Raw genomic sequence first — 22,442 nt, forward strand, 5'->3', positions numbered from 1 at the left:
AGGGCGGCGGCGGGTGGTCGTCACCCCTGCGGTACATCGAGGGAGGAAGCAATGACGCGTTCCGTCGTGTCCATGGCGTTCTGGGTTGTGGTGGCTTCCCTGGCGGCCATGTCTACCGTCCGGGCTGAGAAATACGGCGGGATTCTCAAGATCCAGCACATGGACTCGCCGCCCAGCCCCTCGATCCACGAAGAGGCGACCGTCTCCGTTGCAGTGCCGTTCATGGCGGTCTTCAACAATCTTGTCATGTACGACCAGAAGGTGGCGCGCAACAGCTTCGACTCGATCGTGCCCGATCTCGCCACCAGCTGGTCCTGGAACGAGGACGGCACCAGGCTCGCCTTCAAGCTGCGGCAGGGCGTGAAATGGCACGACGGCAAACCGTTCACTGCCCAGGATGTGCGCTGCACGTTCGAACTGCTGCTCGGCACCGGCGAAGCCAAGCTGCGGCGCAACCCGCGATCGGCTTGGTATGGCAACGTCGAGAAAGTGACGGTCGAGGGTGACTTCGACGTCACCGTGCATGTCAAAAACCGACAACCCTCGCTGCTGGCGCTTCTGGCATCGGGCTATTCACCGATCTATCCCTGCCACGTCTCGCCGGCGGACATGCGGCGCAAGCCGATCGGTACGGGCCCGTTCAAGTTCGTCGAACTGCGCACGAACGAGGCCATCAAGCTGATCAAGAACGGCGACTACTGGAAGCCGGGCCGCCCGTTTCTCGACGGCATCGAGTACAGCGTCATCTCCAACCGCTCGACCCGCATGCTGGCCTTCATCAGCGGCGCCTTTGACATGACGTTTCCAACCGATGTCACCGTGCCGCTGCTGGCCAACATCCGCAAGGATGCACCGCACGCGCAATGCACCATGCGCACCACGGGCGTCAGCACCAATCTCATCGTCAACCGCGACGTGCCGCCGTTCGACGATCCGCGCATTCGCCGCGCCATGGCGCTGGCGCTCGATCGCCAGGCTTTCATCGACATCCTGAGCGAGGGCCTGGACAAGATGGGGGGCACCTTGCTGCCACCACCGGAAGGCGTCTGGGGGCTGCCGCCCGAGATGCTCAAATCCATCGTCAGCTACGGAGACGTCGCCAAGAACCGCGAGCAGGCGCGCGAGCTGATGAAGCAGGTGGGCTATGGCGCCGACAAGCGGCTGAAGATCAAGGTCAGCACCCGCAACATCCCCACCTTCCGCGATCCGGCGGTGATCCTGATCGACCAGCTCAAGCACATCTGGATCGATGGCGAGCTCGAGGTCATCGATACCGCCGTCTACTACAACCGCGTGTTCAACAAGAACTATACCGTGGCGATGAACCAGACCGGCTCGGCCGTCGACGATCCCGACCAGAACCTGTTCGAGAACTATGCCTGCGGCTCGCTGCGCAACTACAACAACTACTGCAACGCCGAGATGACCAAGCTGTTCGAGGCCCAGTCGCGCGAGACCGACTTCAAGAAGCGCCAGCAGATGGTGTGGGACATCGACCGACGGCTGCAGGAGGACATCGCCCGGCCGATCATCTTCCACGGCGTTGCCGCCGGCTGCTGGCAGCCGCACGTCAAGGGCGTCACCATCATGGTCAACAGCATCTATAACGGCTGGCGCTTCGAGGACGTGTGGATGGACAAATAGTCGACGCGGCGCGTCATGGTTCGATCACATTTTGCAGCGACTGTGGCCGCCGACGACGATGAGGGGCGGCCATGACGCAGCAAGCAGCCGGCGGTACGCCGCGCAACGTTCCCGACGGCGACGATCTGGCGCTGCTGATGCGTTGCTATGGTTATCGCGTCACGCGCGCCGGCACGATGACCGGTGATCCAACCCCGCCGACGCCGGCGGAACTGGCCGAAGCCGATCGCAGAGGGTGGCGGCCGCGGCACACCGAACAGCTGTCGGCCCGCGCCTTCATCACCAGGGCGGTCGCTGCCGCGCAGGCCCTGCGCCGCGATGATGTGGCGGCGGGCTTCATCGCCGGTGTCGGCGGCAGTGCCCCGCGCGGACGCCAGACGCTGATCTCTTACGCCTGGGCCATCCACTTGCCGCAGGCACTGGAAGAGTCAGCGCCGGCACTGCCCGATTGCGGTCTGGACGACCCGGTCGAGATCGATGTCGCCGACAAGCTGGTTCGCCTGGCCCTGGGATCGGTCTGGAATGAGCTGCCGGAGCACTATCTGCCAGACCTCGAAGCGGCGGCCTGCCATGGTCTGCCGAAGCCCACGGCCGAGGACACCAGCCGCTTCCGCGATCTCCTCGCCATCATCGCCGCTCAGCCGCCGGAAATCACGCCCGGCGCACTCGAGAAGGAGATCGCCCGCCGCAAGGTCATCCCGCGCAGCGATAAATATCAGCGCTACGGCATTCTCCAGGCGCTGGCGGAGGCCGGCGTGATGCCCAACCCCGATCTCGCACCGTCGCTCGACCGCCATGTCTCGCGCGCCGAGGTCCATCGCGCCCAGGCCCTCGCCAAGGGCGCGCCGCGCTCCGATATCGTGCCGCCGCTGGCGAACTGGCGCGGCGCGATGGGGATCGACCGCCAGCGGCTGCAGGCGCTGTTCGGCGTTTCGCTGTAGCGACTCGGCCGCGGCGGAAACACCGCGGTCGCGATCACCAGTCCTTCCACTTGTTGGACGGGAACTTCGTTCCGAGGTTCCAGTCCATGACTTGTTCGGGCTGGAACAGCGGTCCCAGCGTCGCCGAATAGAAGGCGATCACGGCGTCGCGCAGCGGCTTGAATTCCGCCGCCGAGATCACGGCCGATTTGTCGGTCGCCAGCTTCTTGGACATCATCAACGCCTCGGCAGCGTCATAGAGTTTGATCGACAGCGGATCCTTGCCGATCGTGGGATGCGCGGCATGGTCGATATGGGTGCCGAAACCACGGCACAGCCGTTCCACCAGGAAGGCGACACCTTCGTTGGATGCCCGCGTGAAGACGTACTTGCGGATATCGACGGCCGCGTGGGTGTACTCGTGCGCCAGCGTGAAACGAGCTTCGGCGTCACCGAGCTTGCTGGCATTGACGTAGACGACGTCGTGGACGGCATCGTAGGCGGCGACAGAGACGTTGTTCTCCAGCCGCTGGGGCGCATCGACCACGCCGACATCGTCGGTGTCCACGCGGTGCCGGATGTGATGCAGCAGGTAGCGGTGGAACAGGCACTTGCTGCCGCGTTCCTCCAGCGTGAACGAGAAATCGGTGTTGGCGAGGGCGGTGGCGACGAGGGCGTTGACCCGCATCGCGAGGGCGCGGTCGGACATGACGGTCTTCCTCCTGCAGTGCTTGACGCGGCAATCGACGCAAAGCAGGGGACGTCGGCCCCTCAGGCTGCACGCTATGTCGCGAGGGCACACCGATCATCATCCGATCGGATGAGACGGAGCCCAGTGCCGCCGGCCCTTGCGCCGGCCGCCGCCGTGGGGCACTGAAGGATCAACAAACAAGCGACTGGGAGGACGTTACATGATCAGGATTCATCCGCTTTCTCTACCCCGCCGCCGCGCGTTGCGGTTGGCCGCCGGCAGTGCGCTCGCGGCGCCGATGCTGGCCTCCGGCATGGCGCGGGCCGCCGACGAGTGGCCCACCAAGCCAGTGCGCTACATCGTCGTCTTTCCGCCCGGCGGCCCCACCGACACGCTCTCGCGCATCGTCTGCCAGGCACTCTCCGAACTGACCGGCCAGCAATTCATCGTCGAGAACAAGGCAGGCTCGGGCGGCAATATCGGCGCCGAGGCCATCGCGCGGTCGGCGCCCGACGGCTACACCATCGGCCTCTACACGGTCGCCGCGCACGCCATCGCGCCGACCCTGTATGCCAAGCTGCCGTTCGATGCCGCCAAGGATTTCACCGGCATCGCCATGCTGTGGTCGGTACCCAACATGCTGATGACGCGGCTCGATTTTCCGGCGAACACCCTGGCCGAGCTGATCGCGACGGTGAAAGCCAATCCCGGCAAGTACTCCTTCGCTTCGTCGGGCTCGGGCACCACGCCGCATCTGACCGGCGAGCTTTTCAAGCAGCTCGCCCAGGTCAACCTGCTGCACGTGCCCTATCGCGGCAGCGCGCCGGCGCACCAGGACCTGCTGGCAGGCCAGGTCGACATGATGTTCGACAACATCCCGGGTCCCCTCGGCCTGATGCGCGGCGGCAAAGTGAAGGGCTTCGCTGTGACCTCCAAGGAACGCCATCCCGCCGTGCCCGACCTGCCGGCGATGGCGGAACTGCTGCCCGGCTTCGAGATCACGTCGTGGGGCGGCATCTGTGCGCCCGCGGGTGTGCCGCCGGCGATGATCGAGCGGCTCTCGGCACTGTGCCGCAAGGCGCTGGAGAGCCCGTCGGTGAAGGAGGCGTTCGACAAGCAGGGCGCCACGCGCACCTGGATGAGCCGCGCCGACACCGAAGCCTTTCGCGCCCTGGACGAAAAGCGCTTCGCCCCCATCATCAAGGCCTCCGGCGCCAAAGTGGATTGAGTCCCTCCCCAGAGGAGTGGATACATTGTTGCCGTCGTCTTGAGAGAAGCGAGGACCTCCGGGGTTCGGCCAGTGAAGACAGCGCTGGCGACGGCTGGGACCGCGCCGCTCCAGCGGCGCGGTCCGGCCCGTCACAAGCGGCATCCTGTCCTACAGATACAGCCAGCAAAGAAACCCGTGGTATGCGGGCCGTGCTCACCGGCGGCGCGGCTGGTGGAACTCGTAGGGCGGGTAGTCCTTGGTGATGTCGGACACCACCTCGATCACGGCCGGCGTGTTGGCGGCGAGCGCCTCGCGCAGGGTGCTGCGCAGCGCGTCGGCTGTCTCCACCCGCCAGGCCGCGGCACCGAAAGAGCGGGCGTAGGCGACGAAGTCGGGGTTGCTGAGCACGGCACCGGCATGGCGGCCGTCGTACAGCCGCTGCTGGTCGCGCAGCACGTTGCCGTACGAACTGTTGTTCACCACCACCGTCACCAAATTGATGCCGAACTGCATCGCGGTGGCCAGGTCCGAACCGCCGAACAGGAAGCCGCCGTCGCCGGTGATCGACACCACGGGACGGTCGGGATGCGCCACCTTCACGCCCAGCGCGGTCGGGAAGCCGTAGCCCAGGGTGCCGGAGAAGCCCGAACTGATCAGGCCACGCGGACGGTGCACCGGATAGCCGTACCAGGCGATGTAGCCCAGCTGGGTCACCTCGTCGACCACGATGCCGTCGTTCGGCAGCACCGCGCGGATGGCATCGATGTAGCCATATTGCGGCTGCGCCTTCTGCACCGCTGCCAGCCCCGTTGCCTTGGCGTCGGCCACCGCGGCACGCCACGCCGGATCGGTACGGTGCGCGACGGCATCGGCCAGCGCGCGGGCGCCGTCGGCTGCGTCGGCGACGATCGCGACATCGACCGCCAGTCGGCGATGCTCGATCGGATCGATGTCGATGCGCGCCACCTTCAGCCCGGCCGGCGCCGGCGCCCAGCGCGCGATGGGCACATCCAGGCGCGTGCCGATGCCGATCAGCAGGTCGGTCTTGTCCCACAGCTGGAAACCCGCGACCGTGCCCAGCGACAGCTCATGGCGGGAGTCGACCACGCCCTTGCCGGTGCGGAACGCCACCACCGGCGCGCCGATCTTCTCGGCCAGGGTCAGGATCTCGGGTCCGGCGCCGGCAGCACCGCCGCCGACCCAGATCATCGGTGCCCGGGCGCCGTTGATCAGCCGCGCCAGCGCCGCGATCTTCTCGGGGTCGGGCTGCGGGTTGGCGTGGGCGCCCAGCGGCTCGACCGGCGTCACCTCGGCGCTGGCCGAGAACATGTCCCACGGCATCTCAACGGCAACCGGCCCGGGCCGGCCCGACACCATGGCCTGGAAGGCGCGCGCCATCACCTGCGGCGCCTCGGTGGGATGCTCGATGCGCTCGGCGAATTTCAGTAGCGTTTTCAGTGTCGCCAGCTGGTCGGGCATCTCGTGCAGCTGGCCGCGTCCACGGCCGATCATGGCGCTGGGGACCTGACCCGTGATGCACATCACCGGCGCGTTGAGCCCCCAGGCTGTCGTCAGCGCGCCCATGGTGTTCATCACGCCGGGACCGGGCACCACCGTGAACGCCGACGGCTTGCCGGTCGATTGCGCATAACCCAGCGCCATGTAGGCGGTGGTCTGCTCATGCCGCGCATTGATCACCCGCAGCCGGTTGGCATTGCGCGCGAAGGCGTCGAACAGGCCGTACATCTGCACGCCCGGCAATCCGAAGATCGTATCGATGCGATGGCGCAGCAGTGAATCGACAATGGCGTCGCCGCCGGTCATGCGAGGCATCGCGCGTCCTGTGTGGTTGTATCCGCGCCGCGATCTTGGCATGCCGGTGCGCCCCGCCAGAAGTGTCGCCGGGGCAGGGCAGCCGTGCCATTCCGAGCGCCGCGCGGGAACGGCGGGCCGCTCGGAATGGCCAGGATTCAGTGTGTCGTCGACTCCAGCAGCGCCCGAGTATCGTAGTATTCGTGGAAGGCGACGGCTTTCTCGTCCGCGAACTGCCAGACATCGATTTTCCACATCTCGACAACCTTGTCGGTCGCCTTGTTGCGCCACCCCATGGTTCCCATCGCGACGATGGTGTCACCGCGGCACGTGTACTGGTCCATGGTGTAGTGGATCATGTCGAACTGTGCCGTGAGACCCTTCAGGTAGTCGATCACACCATCCTTGGACATCCGGCTTTCCGTCCATTCGGCGCCGCTGCGGCCGGCGGCTGCCGACCGCAGGTCGCAACGATCGGCGAAGAGCTCGGTCCACATGTCGAAGCACTGCGCCTTGCAGTCGTTCCAGGCACGATAGGCGTGCTGCAGCCGGCTGAGATTGTCCATGCGTTGTCTCCCTGTTTATGGATGCGGTGTCCCGCACCGTGTGCAGCATATCATCGTTGCAACCGTGGCATGCAGGTGAAAAAGGGCCCGTGCCGGCCGCGGTGCCGCCCGAGCGCGGCTCCGGTATGGTGGCCATGCGCGGCGCGCCGTTTGCAGCCGCCGCCGTCTGGTCGATGATGCGCGCCGTTCTTCAGAGGGAGTCGTCATGGCAACGAACAAGAAGCGGCTGCTGGTGCCGGATATTTTCGGCATGGCGGGGCTGGACGTGCTGAAGCGGCGCGATGATATCGAGGTCGCGACCTTCCCCGGCACCATGCGCGCAGCCGATTTCCAGGCCCGGCTGCGCGATCTGGGCGAGGTCAACGGCGTCGCGCTGGGCGGCACGCCGTTCGGGCCGGCCGAGCGCGACGCCGCCAAGGGTCTGCAGGTCGTGGCCCGTATCGGCGTCGGCTACGACGCCGTCGACGTGCCGGCGCTCACCGCCAAGAAGATCCCGTTGATGGTGGCCGGCACCGCCAACTCGGCCTCGGTGGCCGAGCACGCCATCTTCATGATGATGAACCTGGCCAAGCGCGCCGTGCACTTCCACACCATGGTGCAGGAAAGCCGCTGGGGCGACCGCATGGTGCAGTTGCCGGCCGACCTGCTGGGCAAGACCCTGCTGATCGTGGGCTTCGGCCGCATCGGCACGCGCACGGCAAAACGTGCGCTGGCGATGGAGATGCCGGTGCTGGTCTACGATCCCTATGTGAAGGCCGACGCCATACGGGCGGCCGGCTGTGAGCCGGTCACCGATCTCGATGCGGCCCTGCCGCGCGCCGATTTCATCACCATCCACTGCCCCAAGACGCCGGAGACGGTGGGCATGATCGATGCCCGGCAGTTGGCGGCGATGAAGCCGTCGGCGATCCTGGTGTCGACCGCGCGCGGCGGCATCATCGTGGAGAAGGCGCTGCATGCGGCGCTGACCGGCGGCAAGCTGGCGGCGGCCGGGCTCGACGTCTTCGAGCAGGAGCCGACGCCCAAGGACAACCCGTTGCTGACCCTGCCCAACTTCGTGAGCTCGCCGCACATGGCCGGCGTCACCACCGAGGCGGTCATGCGCATGGCCGAGGCCACGGCGCTGAACATGCTGAGCGTGTTGGACGGCAAGCCCAACCGCGACAACGTCATCAACAAGGAAGTGCTGGGCTAGACGTTACACATTGTCATTCCATGCGCAGCGAGGACTCTCCTGCGCATGGAGTTTCTCTTCGCGGAGATTTCCGCGCTGCGCTCGAAATGACGGCCGACCCAGCCAAGGAGTGCGCCCCATGCAGATCGGCATCACGATGTTTCCCACCGACTACGCGATCCAGCCGCAGGAGCTGGCCGTCGAAGTCGAGAATCGCGGTTTCGAATCGCTGTGGTTCCCCGAACACAGCCACATCCCTACCAGCCGCAAGTCGCCATGGCCCGGCGGCGCCGAGCTGCCCAAGCACTACTACGACACCTATGATCCCTTCGTGGCGTTGGGCGCCGCGGCGGTGGTTACCAAGACCATCAAGCTGGGCACCGGCATCTGCCTGGTGGTGCAGCGCGATCCCATCCACACCGCCAAGGAGGTCTCGACCGTCGACCGCCTGTCCAACGGCCGCCTGCTGTTCGGCATCGGCGGCGGCTGGAACGCCGAGGAGATGGCCGACCACGGCACCGCCTTCGAGACACGCTTCAAGCTGATGCGCGAGCGTGTGGCGGCGATGAAGGAGATCTGGGCCCGCTCCAAGCCCAAGTTCGAGGGCGAGTTCGTGCGCTTCGACGAGATGATGCAGTGGCCCAAGCCGGTACAGAAGCCGCACCCGCCGATCATCGTCGGCGGCAGCTTCCCGCACGGCGCCCGCCGCGCCATCGCCTACGGCGACGGCTGGATGCCGATCGGCGGTCGCGGCGAGGACCCGCTGGAGGTGCTGCCGCGTTTCCGCCAGATGGCGGCCGAGGCGGGCCGCGATACGGCCGCCGTGCCGCTCACGCTGTTCGGCCTGGCGCGGGATCTCGACGTGCTGAAACGCCACCGCGATGCCGGCGTCGATCGCGCCGTGTTCATGGTGCCGGCGCAGGCGCGCGACAAGGTCCTGCCGCTGCTCGACGAGTGTGCCGCTCTCATGCGTGCGCTGTAGCGGAGGGCGGCGCGGCGACTGCGGTTGCGGTGTGCGTCACGTGATCTCGATGCCCGAGGGCATCGACTGGCTGTCCAAGGTCGTGCCGTAGGCGGCCAGGATCACGTCGACGTAGTCCGCCAGGCGCCAGTCATCGGGTGTCTCCAGCAGGCCGTCGAAAGCCGCGGGGTCGATGACCTGCGGCAGGCTCAGCGTTCGGTTGACGATCTCGACGAGCCGTTCGCGGAAGCGCTCGCGGGGCAGGGCCATGTCGTCGCACGAGAGCAGGTGCCCGCAGGGTGAAGTCGTCATGGCCGTCTCCGGGAAGGGTGTCGTAGGGGGTCAGCCGGCAAGCAGTGCCATGCCCTCGCTCAGGAGGATGACGACCGCCTCGCTTGCCATGTGATCGGCGTCGACGATGTCGGAGACATCGGCCAGGTCGAGGTCGAGAAAGTCCTCTGGCAGCCGGTTGGCGGGCAGCGTGATCGCCGATACCACCGGCAGGGGCAGGACCGGCATGGCCGATACGGCGCAGGGGGCGAAGCTCACGACGGCGGATACGGTCAGGGTGGCGGCGAGCAGCGTGCGGTCCATGTGAGCCTCCATCGGCTGGTGTCCGACCCCGGGGGGCGTTTTCGATGTCCGCAAGGTACCGCGCGTCCGCGTCGTGGCCGTGTCGCGGCCGGCCTTTTGTGTATCGTCTGTATCGTCGGCCGTGCGTCCCGGGCCTGCGGCGCGGCGTTGCCGCCGCAGGCCATGCTTGTGGTCGATAGCAACGTGCGCCGAATGCAAGCCGGTGCGGCGGCGGGTGGCCTAGAGTGGTGACTGGTGACCACGGGAGGATCCGGACATATGCAGCATCCAGGACGCTTGACGGGCAAGGTGGCGGTCGTGACGGGCGCCGCCTCGGGCATCGGCGCCGAGACGGCGCGGCTTTTCGCGCGCCACGGCGCCTCGGTGCTGCTGACCGACATGAACGAGGTGCTGGGCAACGCCGTCGTGAACGCGATCGTCCTGGACAAGGGCACGGCATCGTTCGCACTGCAGGACGTGAGCGACGAGGCGCGCTGGGCCGAGATCGCCGCCCAGGCCGAGCGGGCCTATGGCCGCGTCGACATCCTGTGCAACATCGCCGGCATCTCCGGCCGCGATCCCAAGCTCAACATCCAGACCAGCCACACGGCCGGGCCGCGCCTGGCCGAGCAGACCCTGGAGCAGTGGAACCAGGTGATGGCGATCAACGCCACCGGCGTCTTCCTCGGCACCAAGGCGGTGATTCCGGCGATGCAGCGCGCGGGCGGCGGCTCGATCATCAACATCTCGTCGATCTGCGGCATCGTCGGCTCGCACGCCAACGCGGCCTACCATGCCTCGAAAGGCGCCGTGCGCATCTTCTCCAAGGCCGCCGCCATCCAGTACGCGCCCGACCGCATCCGCGTGAACTCGGTGCACCCGGGTTTCGTCGACACGCCGATGACGGCGCCGGGCCACTCCAACCCCGACGTCGCCCGCAAGCGCCTGGAGGTGACGCCGTTGGGCCGCTTCGGCACGCCCTACGACATCGCCGCCGGCTGCCTGTACTTGGCCTCGGACGAGGCGTCGTGGGTGACCGGCAGCGAATTGGTAATCGACGGCGGCATGACGGCGAACTGAGATGCCCGCCGGGCACCTTTACAAAATCGTCGGGCTCGACTAAGGATCCCGCGCATGTCGCGTTTCGCCGCCAAAACCACCACCACCAAAACCACCACCTCGGGTGGGGGTACGGAGGTTTGCGCGCGCTAGACGCCAGCTGCGATTGAACCTTTCCAGGCCCCGCCGATCGGACGGGGCCTTTGTCGTTCAGGGACGCCCGTCTCCGGCTCACTTCAGGAGAAGCGTCCATGCCTCTAGATCAGCAACCCGGCTTGAAGCGGGTTGGAATTGTCGGTGCCACCGGGCTCGTCGGCGAGCTCATGCGGTCCATCCTGGCCGAGCGCGACTTTCCGATCGCGTCGCTGCGCCTTTTTGCCTCCGCCCGCTCGGCCGGCAAGCGCCTGCAATGGAAGGATCGCGACATCGTCGTCGAGGACGCCGCGGCGGCCGACTACGCCGGTCTCGACATCGTCTTCTTTTCCGCCGGTGGCGCGACGTCGCTGAGGCTGGCGCCGCTTGTCGCCGCCGCGGGTGCCATCGTCATCGACAACTCGTCGGCCTGGCGCGGCGATCCGGATGTGCCGCTGGTGGTCTCCGAGGTCAACCCGCACGCGCTGGGACGCATCTCCAAGGGCATCGTGGCCAATCCCAACTGCACGGCCATGGCCGCCATGCCGGTGCTGCAGCCGCTGCACCGGGCCGCCGGCCTGCGCCGCCTGGTGGTCAGCACCTATCAGGCAGCGTCGGGAGCCGGCGTGGCCGGTGTCCAGGAACTGGAGGTGCAGATGCGCAGCGTCGGCGCCACGCCCGGCGTGCTGGCGCGCGACGGCGGTGCCGTCGACTTCCCGGCGCCGAAGAAGTGGGCGGTACCGCTTGCCTACAACGTGGTGCCGCTGAACTACCGCCTCGTCGAGGACGGCTACAGCGAGGAGGAGGTCAAGCTGCGCGACGAGAGCCGCAAGATTCTCGACATCCCCGACCTGCCGGTGTCGGGCACCTGCGTGCGGGTGCCGGTGTACACGGGCCATTCCCTGTCGATCAACGCGCAGTTCGATCGGCCGCTGTCGGTCGATGATGCGCTGGCGCTGCTGCGCCAGGCACCGGGCGTGGTGCTGAGCGACGTGCCCAACCCGCTGGAAGCGACCGGCCGCGACGAGGTGTTCGTCGGCCGCATCAGGCGCGACCCCACGGTCGAACACGGCCTGGCGCTGTTCGTCACCGGCGACAACCTGCGCAAGGGCGCCGCGCTCAACGCCGTGCAGATCGCCGAGGTGCTCTGCGCGCAACAGGTTGTCGCGTAAAATCGCCCCCGTCGCGGTACAGGGCGCGCTATCTGCTCGCGTCCTGTACAGCGACGTAACCCGCGTCGCCGTAGCGCAAGATCACCTTGTCTGCGGTCAGCAGGGGCACGCCGACATGCCGCGCAGAGGCGATGATGATCCTGTCCGCGGGGTCCTTGAGTGCATCGCCAGGAAGCCGGACACTATCCACTGCGATTGACGGCAGCAGGGGCGTCAGACGCATGCCGGGCAACCCCAATGCCTCGTCGATCCATGCCCCTGCTTCCTTCCCAAGGGTCACTCGTCCCTTGTGCGCCAGCATGGCGACTTCCCAGGCCGTAATAGCCGACACGTGGAGAGCGTCGGCATCGGCGGCCGCATCGATCGCCCGCCGGGCGCGTTTGCCGAGCCGAGCGTCGTCCTGAACCGCCCAGATCAGCACGTGCGTGTCAATCAGCATCGTGATTGGCATTCCATGCCGTCGGACCGACCGCCGGGGTGAACGGATCGTCGAAGCGCAGCACCGAGCCGCGCATGGCGCCGATAATGCTGCGCCGCCTGGCCGGTTCCCTGACAGGCATCAGCACGGCAACCGGCTTGCCCCGCTTGGTGATCGTGACGGGCTCACGATCCTGGTTCATCTGGTCAATGATACGCAGGCATGCCGCCTTGAACTCGGCCGCTCCGATCACCTTTCCCATGATGTCCATCCGATATGACCAGTTGTACACAATACATAGTCATGTCGGGTCACGAAGGCAAGCCGCTTCGGCCGTGGGCCTCAGTTCGCCGCGAAGCAGTACAGCAATCCGGCGCCGCCCGAACTCTTGAGCGCGTCGGCGCTGCAGCCGCGTGACGGGTGCGAAGCGTTCCATGACTTCGAGGGTGCGTCGTCGCGCAGGCCCATGCGGTCGTGATGGCCGACCATGGCGGTGCCCTCGCCGCTCTTGGTCCAGTTGCCGCAGGTCATGTCCTTGTCGGCCGGTGGTGCCGTGCCGTCTTCCAGCGAGCCGGTCAGGATGTCGTGTTGGTTGACCACGAACAGCCGGCTGGGAATGCGCCGGCCAGTCTCGGCCAAGCCATTTTCCGTGTCGATGCGGTTGTGGGCTGAATGCAGGTCAGCGACGTCGGTGGCGATGCGCGTGCCGGCAGCGTTGAACCACGGGCCCTTGCCGATGCGGTCGCGCGCGTTGACCGCCGTCGCGCCGCCCGTAGCCTGGGCACTGAGATAGGCGCGCCACGTCTTGGCGCCGGCGCCGGCCTTGGCCGCCAGCGCCTGGCAATGCGCATCGGCGCCCGACAGCCCGCCATAGTCGGCGCCCTTGGGGCCGCCCGCGCTGGTGATGAAGAAGCTCATGTCGGGAAACTGCGGCGGTTGCTGTTGCGCCATAGCCTCACTGGCGAACGCCAGCGGCGCCAGTACCGCGAGCGTGGGCAGCGCGAAACGTTTCTTGCCTTCCATGACGTCATCTCCCCCAGAGCCCGCTTATCGGGCCTTCCTGTTTCGCCCCGATCGTGGCGAGGCCAAGTACGTTAACCTGGATCATGCGGGCCGATAAGGGCCAGGGCGGTCACGGAGTCGGGAGCGCGACAGCGGGAAGGGGGCGACGACGGTTGGGCCATCGCACCGGCAAAGCAACGCTGCCATCCTCGAGGATGGCAGCGTGTACGTGGCGCCGCTGCGCTATGCTATGGGCGCGACAGTCGGGTGACGCAGTCGTCGTAGGCCGCAGTGCCGGATCGGTAACCCCGGCTGACGCAGGTGTCGCTGGCGCTGGCCGGCGCAGGGGTTACCACCGTTCGTGGCGTTGTCGCCGCCGCCGGATCGGGCGTGACCACTCTTTTCTCTTCCTTGTAGGAGCACGCGCCGAGAAGCATGCATGCCGAAGCGACGGCGAGAAGAGTCTTGAGCCGCATCGAGTCCTCCAGTTCAGGCCGGTTGGCACGCGGGCGAGAACCTGCCCAGCGCGTGTTCGTCGGCGATCCCAGTTCAGCAACGCAACGGCTTCCCGCGATCCGGTGTTCCCGGTGCCACGGCTGTCACAGAGATGACGCAGGGGTCGGCTTGTTGATCGTATCGGCCAAGCCGAAGCCGAAATTACTCCCGCACCCGTCTGCCCCTGGGGCCGGTCGCGGCCATGCCCGCCGCCGCGGCCTGGGACAGCGCCCGGCCGACCGTATAGAGCTTGCGCAGCGCCGCCTCGAATATCCGGCTCTCTTCCGGGCTGAGGCAGGCTCGGAAGGCATCGTCACGCTCCTGGGCATCCGCCATCAGGTCGCGGTACAACGCCGCGCCGCGCCGGCTCAATGTGAGATCGACGGCGCGGCCGCCGGCGGGCGAGGGCTTGCGGATCACCAGGCCACGCTTCACCAGCGACGACACCGCGCGACTCATCTGCGCCTTGTCGAGACCGGCCGAGCGCGCCAGGCGGTTGAGCGACTGCGGTGCGTCCGCCGCCAGCAGCGCCAAGGTGCGCCATTCCTGCAGGGTCACGTTGAAGCGCTGGAAGCGCAGCGCGGCGCTGTGCGACATCGCGTTGGCGGTGCGGCCGACGCGATAGGAGAGCAGTTCGCGGATCGTCGTCGGCGGAATGTCTTCTGCCTTTGCTGCCGACGTCGCCCGTGCCATGCGCCCCTCTGGTTCCGATTCAGCATCCCCTGGGGGATGGACGAGGACAGCGATAGTCGCTCTCGCCCATGTTGACAACAACAACACCGTGTTGATATTGACAACACCCGCAACACCGGCGTCCTTGCATGACCAAGCCCCTGACCGGCCGCGTGCCGCCCGACGCCATTCGCCGTACCACCCTGCCGCGCCTGCCGGCCGAGGTGCTGCAGCGTTACGCTCGTCTCGACGATCTGACCGGGGCGGTGTCGGATGCCATGGACAATCTCGGCCTGTTCGGTGCCGTGCCGGCCTCGACGCTGGCCCCCACGTTGCCGGGCAAGCGGATCGTCGGCCAGGCCGTCACCGTGCGCAATGTCGAGCGCGGCGACAGCGCCACCCGCGCGGCGGCCGGCGGCAAGGGCCGGATGGGCGAGCATGAGGCCTATAATCAGGCCGAGCCGGGCGACGTCGTGGTCATCGAGGGCCTGGTCGGCATTTCCAACATGGGCGGCCAGTCGGCGACGGTGGCGCATCGCGCCGGCTGCGCCGGTGCCGTGATCGACGGTTCCTTCCGCGACCCCGGCGCATCGCGCGAGCGCGACTTTCCGATCTGGGCCCGCGGTGTGACGCCCGTCACCGGCAAGTGGCGGCTGGAGACGGTCGAGATCAACGGCCGTGTGCGTATCGCCGGCATCGCGGTCGATGCCGGCGACCTGGTGGTGGCCGACGAGGCCGGAATCGTCTTCGTGCCCTGCGCACAGGCCGAGGCCGTACTCGCCGAGGCCGAAAAGATCGACCAGGGCGACACGCGCCAGAAGGCCGACATCGCCGCCGGCGTCGATCTCGCGACGCTGGCCGCGACCCGATACAAGTAGTGGAGTAAAGCCGATGTCCGTCGAGACCGATGTCGCGGTGCGCTGCGCCGTGCAGGGCGCCGACATTCTGGGCGAGGTGCCGCTGTGGTGCAGCCGCACGCGCCGCCTGTGGTGGACCGACGTGCGCCGTCCGGCGATCCAGTCCTACGATCCCGCCACGGGGCGTCACCAGGCGCTGCGCATGCACCCGGACATCGTCAGCGGCTCGATCGCGCTCTGTGAAAAGGGTGGCCTGCTGCTGGCCGCGGCCACCGGCATCTACATCTACGATCCCGCCGGCAGCCAACCGCCGCAGCGTATCGCCGATCCGATCGGCGGCGTGCGCGGCATGCGGCTCAACGACGGCAAGTGCGATCGCCGTGGCCGCTTCTGGGTCGGCAGCATGCATGACACCGATCGCACGCAGACGGGCGTGCTCTATCGCGTCGATCCCGATGGGCGTTGCACGGCGATGCTCGACGGTTTCGTGCTGCCCAACGCGATCTGCTGGAGCCCGGATGATCGCACCATGTACTTCGCCGACACCCACAACCAGGTCATCTGGTCCTTCGACTATGACATCGAGGCCGGTGCGATCGCTAACCGGCGCGTCTTCAAGGACTGGACGCACCAGATCGGCCGGCCCGATGGCGCCACGGTCGACGCCGACGGCTTCGTCTGGAACTGCATGGTTGCCAGCGGCCAGCTGATCCGGCTGGCCCCCGACGGGCGTGTCGATCGCATCATCCAGCTGCCGGTCACCAACCCGACCTGCCCGGCGTTCGGCGGCGAAGGCTTGCGCACGCTCTACATCACCAGCCACTCGCAGCGCCTGCCGCCCGAGCAGCTGGCGCGCGAGCCGCTGGCCGGCGCGCTGCTGACGCTCGACGTCGGCGTGCGCGGCCTGCCCGAACCCCGCTTCGGCGGGTGATAGCCAAACAATCGAAGGAGGGGGTCTTGCGTAAACCATATCGGGCTATTGCCCTGCTACTGGCCGTCGGACTGTGGAGCTCTGCCGCTCACGCCGCGCCCGAGACCGTGAAGATGATCGTGCCCTTCGCGGCCGGTGGACCGGCCGACCTGATCGCGCGCGTTGTGGCGCCCGGACTCAGCGAGGCGCTGGGCAAGTCGGTGGTCGTCGATAACCGTGGCGGCGCCGGCGGCACCATCGGTGCCAACGTGGTGGCCAAGGCGCCGGCCGATGGTCTTACGCTGCTGCTCACCACCTCGTCGCTGGTGCTGAGCGCCGGCACCACGCCCAAGCTGCCGTACGATCCGCGCAAGGACCTGGCACCGGTCTTCCTGCTGGGCGAGGTGCAGAGCATGCTGGCGGTGCGCGCCGACCTGGGCGTGAGCAATCTCGCCGAACTCACCGCCAAGGCGCGCAGCGGCAAGCTCAACTACGGCTCCACCGGCGTTGGCGGCACCATGCATGTCGCGGCCGAGCTCTATGCCAAGACCATCAAGACGCCTCTGGTGCACGTGCCCTACCGGGGCGCCGGGCCGGCGCTGCTCGATCTGGTGGCCGGCACGATCGACCTGGTCAACGCCGACGTGCCGGTGCTGAAACCCTACATCGCCGAAGGCCGCATCAAGGGCATCGTGATCTTCGACACCAAGCGCGCGCCGCTGCTGCCCGAGATTCCTACGGCGCCGGAAGCCGGCATGCCGGAATTGCAGCTCACCAACTGGTATGGCGTGCTGGTGCCGGCAGGAACACCGCCTGCGCTGCGCCAGCAGATCGCCGCGGCGCTGGCCAAGGTCGTGCAGCAGCCCGAGGTCGCCAAGCGCCTGGTCGACGCCGGATTCAGCAACCCCAGGGATACGGCGGGCTTCCAGGCCCGCCTGGACGCCGACTTCGAGCGCTGGATCCCCTGGTTGCGCGACGCCAACATCCGCACGGAGTGACCCCCTTCTCCCTGCCTGTGCGGGGAGAAGTGAACAACCACCGAGGCCCGCCGATGATCTTTGAACATCGTACCTACACCGTGGCCCACGGGCAGATGGAGGACTATCTCGCGCGCTATGAAGCGCATGGCCTGCCGGTACAGCAGAAGCATCTCGGCCGGCTGCTGGGCTTTTTCGTGAGCGAGATCGGCCCTCTCAACCAAGTCGTGCACATCTGGGTCTATGACAGCCTCGCCGACCGCGAGCGTCGCCGTGCCGCGATGGAGTCCGATCCCGACTGGACGGCCTTCAAGAAGCGCAACCGCGGGACGTTCGTGGCCCAGGACGTCAAGGTGATGGTGGGCGCACCGTTCTGCCCCAACTACGTCTGAGGCGCTCGCCATGCCACCCGCACTCCCGTCGCTCGCCGATATCGTGCGCAACCCGCTGAAGGAGAAGCTGTCGCGCGGCGAGCTTGTCGCATCGATGACGGTGCGCATGGCGCGCGGTCCGGAGATCGGGCGGATCGCCGCCAGCGCCGGCTTCGATACGCTCTATATCGATCTCGAGCACAGCGCGCTGTCGCTGGAGACCACGGCGCTGGTCTGCACCGTGGCGCGCGAGGCCGGCGTGGCGCCGCTGGTGCGGGTGCCGGCGCTCGACGCCGCCCTGATCGGCCGCGTGCTCGATGTTGGCGCCATGGGCATCATCGCGCCGCAGATCCAGTCCGCCGCCGACGCGCAACGCGCGGTCAGCTGCTGTCGCTATCCGCCGCAGGGCGAGCGGTCGATCGCCACCGGCCTGCCGCTGCTGCACCACCGCAGCTTCCCGACGCAGGAGGCCTGCGCGGCGCTCAATGCCGCGGTCTTCGTGGCCGTGATGGTCGAGACGCCGCAGGCCCTGGCACACGCCGGCCCGATCGCCGCCGTCGACGGCATCGACATGCTGTTCGTCGGCGCCCATGACCTCGCGGGCGCGATGGGATGGCCGGATGCGGGGCGCGATGCGGCGGTCGAGGGCGCGTTCGACCAGGTGCTGGCGGCGGCACGCGCGCACGGCAAGACCGTGGGCGCCGGCGGCGTCGCCGGTAAACAGGCACTGCTGCAGCGCCTGGTGTCCAAGGGCGTGCGCTACATCTCGACCGGCAGCGACCTCGCCTTCCTGCTCTCGGCGGCCACGCAGCAGGCGCAGGCCGTGCGCGGCATGATACCCTGAGCGCTGGCGGAGCCCGCTGTCGCCCAGGGAGGGTTCCACATGCAGGCGCCGTCGTGAGCAGAGATTGAACGCCCTGCCGCTGCCGGCGGGCGCAGCGTCACGTGTTGAACGTTGTGCCGCCCGATTCAAGTCTGACCAGGTCGCCGTCCAGCCGGATGTGGCCGTCGGCCTCCAGCCCCACCAGCGCCTTGTTCAGACGATCGAGCGGCAGGTGCACTTTGTTCAGCACATCCTGGCGCGGAACGCGCCTGCCACGTGGAAAACTGCGCATCGCATCAAGGACGGCGGCTTCGTCGTAGGTCATGGTATTCCAATTACCTCTGTCGCGTGATTGTACTGCCTTCTGCCGTTCAAGCCCAGCCGCTGGGGCTTGCTTTTGGTGTGTCCGCGCGCCTTACGTCCGGCGCGGGCGCCAGCGTTTGAGTGCCAGGTCCAGCGCGTCGCGAATGGCCAGGTAGAACGCGGCCATACCCGCCAGTCGATCGCGTGCAGGCCCGCTCGCGGCGGTCGCAGCGCCTTGCTTCAGTCGCTGGGCGAGCGCGTCGAGCAACCGGTTCTGCGCATCCAGCATCCCTTCGTAGTTGTCGGATACGGCATAGAGCGCCCGCTTGCTGCCGCGTTCGCGGTGGCGGTCGACCAGCATGTATTGCTCCAGCAGTCGGGCTGCAACACTGGCGCTGCTTTTGCTGATCTGGAGATCCCGTTCGATGCGCTCGAGGCTGACCGGCTCGGCGCTCAGCAGCAGGTAGCCGTACAGGCGGGCCGCCGTCTGCGGCACACCCCACGGCACCAGCAATCGTGCCACGTCCTCGACAAATCGCCCCTTCGTTCCAGTCAGAGTCTTGTTTGACAAATTCGGCATATTCCGAATATGCCATACATGAAAACCATGTCTACCTGAGACTGTCGTCCCGCCCGTGGCGAAGGATCCTTCGGCCATGGGCGCACAAGTTCCCCGAACCAGGCGACAAGGAGTGCTTCCATGGCTGTCTATCTGTTGCAGCTTCTGGTGTGGACGCTTCTCATGGCGGTCCTGATCTTGTGGCCGGCGGGTACCTGGGCCTACGCCGGCGGTTGGGCGCTGATCGCGCTGTTTGCCGTCGGCGGCCTGGCGATGGTGCTGTGGCTGGCCCGGCACAGCCCGAGCCTGCTGCGCGAGCGGATGGCCTCGCCGCTGCAGCGGGCGCAGAAACCGTGGGACCGCGTCTGGCTGGGGCTGTTCGTCGTCGCCTTCTGTGCCTGGACGGCGTTCATGCCGTGGGACGCCGCGCGCGGTGGTTTCGCGGCGGTGCCGCCGTGGCTGCAGGTGCTGGGCGGCTTTGCGATCGTGGCCAACGGGCTCGGCACCTGGTGGACGTTTCGCGAGAACGCCTTCGCCGCGCCCGTCGTGAAGATCCAGGCAGGCCAGACGGCGATCGACACCGGTCCCTACCGCATCGTGCGCCATCCGATGTACGCCAGCACGCTCCTGCTGTTCATCGGCATGCCGCTGCTGCTGGGATCGTGGCTGGGGCTGGCGTTGTCCGCCGTCTTCATCCTCGCGCTTGCGTGGCGGACCGTACACGAGGAGCGCACCCTGCGCGCCGAACTGCAGGGTTATGACGCCTACGCCGCCCGCGTGCGCTACCGCTTCATCCCACTCGTCTGGTAGCGCCGTCGTCCTTGCGCCACTCAGGACGGCGGGAGGGATCGCGCCAACTGCTCGCCCATCAGGCGATGCAGCAGGTTGATCGCTTTCAAGGGACGGACCATCACCTTGAAATGCGTGATCAGGCTTCCATTGTCGCTGACGGTGATGATGTCGATGCCGTTGATCCTGATGCCGTCGATCTCGCTCTCGAACTCCAGCACGGCGCCGCGCGCGTTGCGCCATTCGTCGAGATAGCGGAACTGGGTGCCACCCAGGACCTGGCTGGCACCCACCAGGTACTTGAACGCGATCTCGCGACCGCGCTGCGGCGTGTGCACCACGGGACTTTCGAAGACGACATCGGGGTGCAGCAGGTCCCACAGCGCCGCCGAATCATGCGACTTCAGGTAGTCGTGCCAGCGTTCGAGCGCGGTCATCGGCATGGCGGTTACTCCTGGATCATCGTGTTGCGCTTCAGCCGCCGGGCCGTGCGAGGCCGTAGGCGATCAGGATCAGCGCCGCGCCATAGAGCGCCCAGCCGGGATGGCGGCCGCGCGTCGCCCACAGATTGCCCAGCGCGCCGAACAGGTAGGAACTGCCCACCAGCACGCCCGTGGCGAGTTGCGCCTCGCGCCCGAACGTCCAGGCGGCGATGATCAGGGCAAGGCCGCCCACGAACCAGTTGAACGTGCTGAACTGCAGCAGCAGTCCCACGAGTTTCCGGATCGGCGCGGCCAGCGGCGGCGCCGTGCGCGCCTGCAGCGGCTGCACCATCAGCCGCTGGGTGAGGACGCCGTGAATGATCGCGACGGTGCTGCCGATGATCCCGGCCACGGCGAGAGCCGCGTTGTGCCAATCCATGACCATACACCTCTGTATGGAAACCGTAGGCTGAGCGGGCTTGGCCCGTCAATACACATGTGTATGGTAGGCGGATGAGCGACGATGCGACGCATGATCGGCTGACCCGGGCCGACTGGATCCGGCACGGGTTGCGCACGCTCGCCATCGATGGGCCGGGCGCCCTGAAGGTGGGACCGATGGCAGCGGCGCTGGACGTGTCGCGCGGCAGCTTCTACTGGCATTTCCAGGACATCGCCGACTTCCGTGGCCAGCTGCTCCAGAGTTGGCGGCAGACCACCACCGACCAGATCATCCAGGACCTCGACGCGCACGAAGGCGAGCCCGGCCGTCTGCTCCGGCTGATGCGGCGGGCCTTCAAGGGGCGTCGACGCCTGGACCTGGCCGTGCGGGCCTGGGCCGCCCACGACGCCGCCGTGGCTGCGGCCGTGGCGTCGGTCGACAAGCGCCGGATCGCCCATCTCGCCCGCCTGCTGGTTGACGCCGGCGTCGGCCGCGCGCAGGCGAACCACCGTGCCGCTTTCTTGTACTGGGCCTATCTTGGCCAGGCCGCCGTGATGGATCGGAATACCGCGGCCATGCCTGCGGAAGCCTTGGCCGATCTCGCCCGTCTGTTCGAGACGTAACAGGTGGATGAAGGATTTGACATATTGATGCACATGATGTATGTCATGACATATGACTGAACGAACGACCGTCCGACTTCCCGATGATCTCATCCGGCGCGCCAAGCGTAAGGCTGCCGTTGAAGGCCGCTCGCTGACCGCCCTGATCGAGGAGGGGCTGCGGCGTGTTCTGAACGAACGGGCGCCCGGTAAAAGCGACAGGATCCTGCCACCCGTCAGCACCGCGACCGGCGGCCTGATGCCAGGGATCGATTTGAACGATACCGCTGCACTGCAGGAAATGGAGGACCTCGATAACGCCAGGCGGCTCAAGTGATCCTGGCTGACGTTAATGTCTTGATTTACGCATTTCGCAGCGACTCTGTGCATCATGCCGTATGCAAGCCGTGGCTCGACAAGATCATCACCGGCGACGCCCATTTTGGCATATCGCCATTGGTGTTGAGTGCGGTAGCGCGGATTGCGACCAACCCCCGGATTTTCAAGCATCCGAGCACGATCGCTGAAGTCTTCGCATACTGTAACAGCATTCTGAACCAGCCTCATTGCGAGACGGTCGAGCCGGGTGAGCAGCACTGGGCACTCTTCGAGCGCCTGTGCGTGCAAACGGGAACGCGCGGACCGCGTATCACCGATGCATGGTTTGCTGCCCTGGCGATCGAGCACGCGTGCACTTGGATCACATACGATCGCGATTATGCCCGCTTCCCGGGACTGAATTGGCAGGAGCCAGTACTGTAAGCGTTGGCCCGAAAGGCAAGGTCCTTGACTGGCGCTTGCGGCTCTGGCGGCTGCTGCACCAATGCGCCTGAAGAGCAGGTGCGTAGCGTCCATCGCGCCCAGCGCCGCGCTTGAAGCGCTAAGT

General features: G+C 67.1%; 30 protein-coding genes. 16 read left to right on the plus strand and 14 right to left on the minus strand.

The annotated features are described in order from the left end of the window. The first annotated feature begins 51 nt into the window (after positions 1-51). Positions 52-1,644, plus strand: a complete 1,593-nt coding sequence (locus tag FQU96_RS28705) for an ABC transporter substrate-binding protein (protein ID WP_146544810.1) — start codon at positions 52-54, stop codon at positions 1,642-1,644. Positions 1,645-1,715: 71 nt separating this feature from the next. Then, a complete protein-coding gene (locus tag FQU96_RS28710) occupies positions 1,716-2,585 on the plus strand; it encodes a hypothetical protein (RefSeq protein WP_146544811.1) in 870 nt (289 codons plus the stop codon). A gap of 34 nt (positions 2,586-2,619) precedes the next feature. On the opposite strand, the gene FQU96_RS28715 is transcribed toward FQU96_RS28710, so the two are convergent. Further along, positions 2,620-3,273, minus strand: a complete 654-nt coding sequence (locus FQU96_RS28715; protein ID WP_146544812.1) for a hypothetical protein — start codon at positions 3,271-3,273, stop codon at positions 2,620-2,622. A 202-nt stretch (positions 3,274-3,475) separates the two neighbouring features. Here FQU96_RS28715 and FQU96_RS28720 point away from each other — a divergent pair, with 202 nt between their 5' ends. After that, positions 3,476-4,483 carry a tripartite tricarboxylate transporter substrate binding protein gene (locus tag FQU96_RS28720; protein WP_146544813.1) on the plus strand — a complete coding sequence of 336 codons (1,008 nt, stop codon included), beginning with the start codon at positions 3,476-3,478 and terminating at the stop codon, positions 4,481-4,483. A gap of 195 nt (positions 4,484-4,678) precedes the next feature. On the opposite strand, the gene FQU96_RS28725 is transcribed toward FQU96_RS28720, so the two are convergent. Both FQU96_RS28725 and FQU96_RS28730 read right to left on the minus strand, forming a co-directional pair. Next, the gene (locus FQU96_RS28725) at positions 4,679-6,298 is read right to left on the minus strand and encodes a thiamine pyrophosphate-dependent enzyme (protein ID WP_146544814.1); all 1,620 of its coding nucleotides are present in this window, start codon (positions 6,296-6,298) and stop codon (positions 4,679-4,681) included. A 137-nt stretch (positions 6,299-6,435) separates the two neighbouring features. Next, positions 6,436-6,843 carry a nuclear transport factor 2 family protein gene (locus FQU96_RS28730; protein WP_146544815.1) on the minus strand — a complete coding sequence of 136 codons (408 nt, stop codon included), beginning with the start codon at positions 6,841-6,843 and terminating at the stop codon, positions 6,436-6,438. A 205-nt stretch (positions 6,844-7,048) separates the two neighbouring features. Between FQU96_RS28730 and FQU96_RS28735 the strand changes: the two genes are divergently transcribed. Beyond that, positions 7,049-8,038, plus strand: a complete 990-nt coding sequence (locus FQU96_RS28735; protein WP_146544816.1) for a hydroxyacid dehydrogenase — start codon at positions 7,049-7,051, stop codon at positions 8,036-8,038. Between the two features lie 118 nt (positions 8,039-8,156). Then, positions 8,157-8,999, plus strand: coding sequence for an LLM class F420-dependent oxidoreductase (locus FQU96_RS28740; protein WP_146544817.1), 843 nt, complete (start codon positions 8,157-8,159; stop codon positions 8,997-8,999). A 36-nt stretch (positions 9,000-9,035) separates the two neighbouring features. Here FQU96_RS28740 and FQU96_RS28745 read toward each other — a convergent pair whose 3' ends face one another. Together FQU96_RS28745 and FQU96_RS28750 are read right to left on the minus strand one after the other, a co-directional pair. Further along, a complete protein-coding gene (locus tag FQU96_RS28745; protein WP_146544818.1) occupies positions 9,036-9,290 on the minus strand; it encodes a hypothetical protein in 255 nt (84 codons plus the stop codon). A gap of 30 nt (positions 9,291-9,320) precedes the next feature. Continuing rightward, entirely contained in the window at positions 9,321-9,572 is a 252-nt protein-coding gene (locus FQU96_RS28750; protein WP_146544819.1) for a hypothetical protein, read from the minus strand. A 258-nt stretch (positions 9,573-9,830) separates the two neighbouring features. On the opposite strand from FQU96_RS28750, the gene FQU96_RS28755 reads away from it, so the two are divergent. Together FQU96_RS28755 and FQU96_RS28760 are read left to right on the plus strand one after the other, a co-directional pair. Continuing rightward, complete coding sequence (locus FQU96_RS28755) at positions 9,831-10,631, plus strand: SDR family NAD(P)-dependent oxidoreductase (RefSeq protein WP_146544820.1); 801 nt, start codon at positions 9,831-9,833, stop codon at positions 10,629-10,631. A gap of 230 nt (positions 10,632-10,861) precedes the next feature. Continuing rightward, positions 10,862-11,914, plus strand: a complete 1,053-nt coding sequence (locus FQU96_RS28760; RefSeq protein WP_146544821.1) for an aspartate-semialdehyde dehydrogenase — start codon at positions 10,862-10,864, stop codon at positions 11,912-11,914. Between the two features lie 28 nt (positions 11,915-11,942). On the opposite strand, the gene FQU96_RS28765 is transcribed toward FQU96_RS28760, so the two are convergent. The 5 genes from FQU96_RS28765 to FQU96_RS28785 all read right to left on the minus strand — a co-directional run bounded on the left by FQU96_RS28765 (position 11,943) and on the right by FQU96_RS28785 (position 14,522). Continuing rightward, positions 11,943-12,353: a type II toxin-antitoxin system VapC family toxin gene (locus tag FQU96_RS28765; protein WP_146544822.1), complete on the minus strand. Its 411-nt coding sequence runs from the start codon at positions 12,351-12,353 to the stop codon at positions 11,943-11,945. Next, the gene (locus FQU96_RS28770; protein WP_146544823.1) at positions 12,343-12,594 is read right to left on the minus strand and encodes a type II toxin-antitoxin system Phd/YefM family antitoxin; all 252 of its coding nucleotides are present in this window, start codon (positions 12,592-12,594) and stop codon (positions 12,343-12,345) included. Before FQU96_RS28770 ends, FQU96_RS28765 begins: the two co-directional genes overlap by 11 nt. Before the next feature lie 80 nt (positions 12,595-12,674). Beyond that, entirely contained in the window at positions 12,675-13,355 is a 681-nt protein-coding gene (locus tag FQU96_RS28775) for a hypothetical protein (RefSeq protein ID WP_146544824.1), read from the minus strand. 227 nt (positions 13,356-13,582) lie between these two features. Continuing rightward, on the minus strand, positions 13,583-13,810 hold the full coding sequence (locus tag FQU96_RS28780) for a hypothetical protein (RefSeq protein WP_146544825.1): 228 nt from the start codon (positions 13,808-13,810) through the stop codon (positions 13,583-13,585). Between the two features lie 181 nt (positions 13,811-13,991). Continuing rightward, the gene (locus FQU96_RS28785) at positions 13,992-14,522 is read right to left on the minus strand and encodes a MarR family winged helix-turn-helix transcriptional regulator (protein WP_146544826.1); all 531 of its coding nucleotides are present in this window, start codon (positions 14,520-14,522) and stop codon (positions 13,992-13,994) included. 128 nt (positions 14,523-14,650) lie between these two features. On the opposite strand from FQU96_RS28785, the gene FQU96_RS28790 reads away from it, so the two are divergent. Genes FQU96_RS28790 through FQU96_RS28810 form a run of 5 tightly spaced genes read left to right on the plus strand, consistent with a single transcriptional unit; the run spans position 14,651 to position 18,460 of the window. Further along, positions 14,651-15,379: an RraA family protein gene (locus tag FQU96_RS28790; RefSeq protein ID WP_146544827.1), complete on the plus strand. Its 729-nt coding sequence runs from the start codon at positions 14,651-14,653 to the stop codon at positions 15,377-15,379. A 13-nt stretch (positions 15,380-15,392) separates the two neighbouring features. Next, positions 15,393-16,289: an SMP-30/gluconolactonase/LRE family protein gene (locus FQU96_RS28795; RefSeq protein ID WP_146544828.1), complete on the plus strand. Its 897-nt coding sequence runs from the start codon at positions 15,393-15,395 to the stop codon at positions 16,287-16,289. 26 nt (positions 16,290-16,315) lie between these two features. Next, positions 16,316-17,266: a tripartite tricarboxylate transporter substrate binding protein gene (locus tag FQU96_RS28800; RefSeq protein WP_146544829.1), complete on the plus strand. Its 951-nt coding sequence runs from the start codon at positions 16,316-16,318 to the stop codon at positions 17,264-17,266. A 53-nt stretch (positions 17,267-17,319) separates the two neighbouring features. Then, entirely contained in the window at positions 17,320-17,637 is a 318-nt protein-coding gene (locus tag FQU96_RS28805; RefSeq protein ID WP_146544830.1) for an NIPSNAP family protein, read from the plus strand. Positions 17,638-17,647: 10 nt separating this feature from the next. Beyond that, on the plus strand, positions 17,648-18,460 hold the full coding sequence (locus FQU96_RS28810; protein WP_146544831.1) for an HpcH/HpaI aldolase/citrate lyase family protein: 813 nt from the start codon (positions 17,648-17,650) through the stop codon (positions 18,458-18,460). A 97-nt stretch (positions 18,461-18,557) separates the two neighbouring features. Here FQU96_RS28810 and FQU96_RS28815 read toward each other — a convergent pair whose 3' ends face one another. Further along, complete coding sequence (locus FQU96_RS28815; protein WP_146544832.1) at positions 18,558-18,764, minus strand: hypothetical protein; 207 nt, start codon at positions 18,762-18,764, stop codon at positions 18,558-18,560. 90 nt (positions 18,765-18,854) lie between these two features. Continuing rightward, the gene (locus FQU96_RS28820) at positions 18,855-19,400 is read right to left on the minus strand and encodes a GbsR/MarR family transcriptional regulator (protein ID WP_255468607.1); all 546 of its coding nucleotides are present in this window, start codon (positions 19,398-19,400) and stop codon (positions 18,855-18,857) included. Between the two features lie 42 nt (positions 19,401-19,442). Here FQU96_RS28820 and FQU96_RS28825 point away from each other — a divergent pair, with 42 nt between their 5' ends. Further along, a complete protein-coding gene (locus FQU96_RS28825; protein WP_146544833.1) occupies positions 19,443-20,111 on the plus strand; it encodes an isoprenylcysteine carboxylmethyltransferase family protein in 669 nt (222 codons plus the stop codon). 20 nt (positions 20,112-20,131) lie between these two features. Here the strand turns inward: FQU96_RS28825 and FQU96_RS28830 are convergent, their stop codons facing one another. Beyond that, on the minus strand, positions 20,132-20,533 hold the full coding sequence (locus FQU96_RS28830; RefSeq protein WP_146544834.1) for a nuclear transport factor 2 family protein: 402 nt from the start codon (positions 20,531-20,533) through the stop codon (positions 20,132-20,134). A gap of 31 nt (positions 20,534-20,564) precedes the next feature. Beyond that, on the minus strand, positions 20,565-20,951 hold the full coding sequence (locus tag FQU96_RS28835; protein ID WP_146544835.1) for a hypothetical protein: 387 nt from the start codon (positions 20,949-20,951) through the stop codon (positions 20,565-20,567). 74 nt (positions 20,952-21,025) lie between these two features. Between FQU96_RS28835 and FQU96_RS28840 the strand changes: the two genes are divergently transcribed. From FQU96_RS28840 to FQU96_RS28850, 3 genes are read left to right on the plus strand one after another with little or no spacing between them, the layout of a single operon-like run. Further along, the gene (locus tag FQU96_RS28840; RefSeq protein ID WP_146544836.1) at positions 21,026-21,577 is read left to right on the plus strand and encodes a TetR/AcrR family transcriptional regulator; all 552 of its coding nucleotides are present in this window, start codon (positions 21,026-21,028) and stop codon (positions 21,575-21,577) included. A 52-nt stretch (positions 21,578-21,629) separates the two neighbouring features. Then, entirely contained in the window at positions 21,630-21,893 is a 264-nt protein-coding gene (locus FQU96_RS28845) for a DUF6364 family protein (RefSeq protein ID WP_146544837.1), read from the plus strand. Then, entirely contained in the window at positions 21,890-22,318 is a 429-nt protein-coding gene (locus tag FQU96_RS28850; protein WP_146544838.1) for a type II toxin-antitoxin system VapC family toxin, read from the plus strand. The genes FQU96_RS28845 and FQU96_RS28850 overlap by 4 nt, the downstream gene beginning before the upstream one ends. Positions 22,319-22,442 lie beyond the last annotated feature (124 nt).

Source organism: Reyranella sp. CPCC 100927 (genome assembly GCF_007859315.1).
Taxonomy (GTDB): domain Bacteria; phylum Pseudomonadota; class Alphaproteobacteria; order Reyranellales; family Reyranellaceae; genus Vineibacter.

Excerpts from the sequence above, each read along its gene's own strand:
- FQU96_RS28755 (WP_146544820.1), top strand. The coding sequence starts at position 9,831 with ATGCAGCATCCAGGACGCTTGACGGGCAAGGTGGCGGTCGTGACGGGC.
- FQU96_RS28780 (WP_146544825.1), bottom strand. The coding sequence starts at position 13,810 with ATGCGGCTCAAGACTCTTCTCGCCGTCGCTTCGGCATGCATGCTTCTC.
- FQU96_RS28795 (WP_146544828.1), top strand. The coding sequence starts at position 15,393 with ATGTCCGTCGAGACCGATGTCGCGGTGCGCTGCGCCGTGCAGGGCGCC.
- FQU96_RS28745 (WP_146544818.1), bottom strand. The coding sequence starts at position 9,290 with ATGACGACTTCACCCTGCGGGCACCTGCTCTCGTGCGACGACATGGCC.
- FQU96_RS28830 (WP_146544834.1), bottom strand. The coding sequence starts at position 20,533 with ATGCCGATGACCGCGCTCGAACGCTGGCACGACTACCTGAAGTCGCAT.
- FQU96_RS28840 (WP_146544836.1), top strand. The coding sequence starts at position 21,026 with ATGAGCGACGATGCGACGCATGATCGGCTGACCCGGGCCGACTGGATC.
- FQU96_RS28710 (WP_146544811.1), top strand. The coding sequence starts at position 1,716 with ATGACGCAGCAAGCAGCCGGCGGTACGCCGCGCAACGTTCCCGACGGC.
- FQU96_RS28815 (WP_146544832.1), bottom strand. The coding sequence starts at position 18,764 with ATGACCTACGACGAAGCCGCCGTCCTTGATGCGATGCGCAGTTTTCCA.
- FQU96_RS28845 (WP_146544837.1), top strand. The coding sequence starts at position 21,630 with ATGACTGAACGAACGACCGTCCGACTTCCCGATGATCTCATCCGGCGC.
- FQU96_RS28825 (WP_146544833.1), top strand. The coding sequence starts at position 19,443 with ATGGCTGTCTATCTGTTGCAGCTTCTGGTGTGGACGCTTCTCATGGCG.
- FQU96_RS28770 (WP_146544823.1), bottom strand. The coding sequence starts at position 12,594 with ATGGGAAAGGTGATCGGAGCGGCCGAGTTCAAGGCGGCATGCCTGCGT.
- FQU96_RS28790 (WP_146544827.1), top strand. The coding sequence starts at position 14,651 with ATGACCAAGCCCCTGACCGGCCGCGTGCCGCCCGACGCCATTCGCCGT.
- FQU96_RS28765 (WP_146544822.1), bottom strand. The coding sequence starts at position 12,353 with ATGCTGATTGACACGCACGTGCTGATCTGGGCGGTTCAGGACGACGCT.
- FQU96_RS28760 (WP_146544821.1), top strand. The coding sequence starts at position 10,862 with ATGCCTCTAGATCAGCAACCCGGCTTGAAGCGGGTTGGAATTGTCGGT.
- FQU96_RS28730 (WP_146544815.1), bottom strand. The coding sequence starts at position 6,843 with ATGGACAATCTCAGCCGGCTGCAGCACGCCTATCGTGCCTGGAACGAC.
- FQU96_RS28715 (WP_146544812.1), bottom strand. The coding sequence starts at position 3,273 with ATGTCCGACCGCGCCCTCGCGATGCGGGTCAACGCCCTCGTCGCCACC.
- FQU96_RS28705 (WP_146544810.1), top strand. The coding sequence starts at position 52 with ATGACGCGTTCCGTCGTGTCCATGGCGTTCTGGGTTGTGGTGGCTTCC.
- FQU96_RS28740 (WP_146544817.1), top strand. The coding sequence starts at position 8,157 with ATGCAGATCGGCATCACGATGTTTCCCACCGACTACGCGATCCAGCCG.
- FQU96_RS28805 (WP_146544830.1), top strand. The coding sequence starts at position 17,320 with ATGATCTTTGAACATCGTACCTACACCGTGGCCCACGGGCAGATGGAG.
- FQU96_RS28775 (WP_146544824.1), bottom strand. The coding sequence starts at position 13,355 with ATGGAAGGCAAGAAACGTTTCGCGCTGCCCACGCTCGCGGTACTGGCG.
- FQU96_RS28835 (WP_146544835.1), bottom strand. The coding sequence starts at position 20,951 with ATGGATTGGCACAACGCGGCTCTCGCCGTGGCCGGGATCATCGGCAGC.
- FQU96_RS28810 (WP_146544831.1), top strand. The coding sequence starts at position 17,648 with ATGCCACCCGCACTCCCGTCGCTCGCCGATATCGTGCGCAACCCGCTG.
- FQU96_RS28720 (WP_146544813.1), top strand. The coding sequence starts at position 3,476 with ATGATCAGGATTCATCCGCTTTCTCTACCCCGCCGCCGCGCGTTGCGG.
- FQU96_RS28820 (WP_255468607.1), bottom strand. The coding sequence starts at position 19,400 with ATGGCCGAAGGATCCTTCGCCACGGGCGGGACGACAGTCTCAGGTAGA.
- FQU96_RS28735 (WP_146544816.1), top strand. The coding sequence starts at position 7,049 with ATGGCAACGAACAAGAAGCGGCTGCTGGTGCCGGATATTTTCGGCATG.
- FQU96_RS28750 (WP_146544819.1), bottom strand. The coding sequence starts at position 9,572 with ATGGACCGCACGCTGCTCGCCGCCACCCTGACCGTATCCGCCGTCGTG.
- FQU96_RS28785 (WP_146544826.1), bottom strand. The coding sequence starts at position 14,522 with ATGGCACGGGCGACGTCGGCAGCAAAGGCAGAAGACATTCCGCCGACG.
- FQU96_RS28725 (WP_146544814.1), bottom strand. The coding sequence starts at position 6,298 with ATGCCTCGCATGACCGGCGGCGACGCCATTGTCGATTCACTGCTGCGC.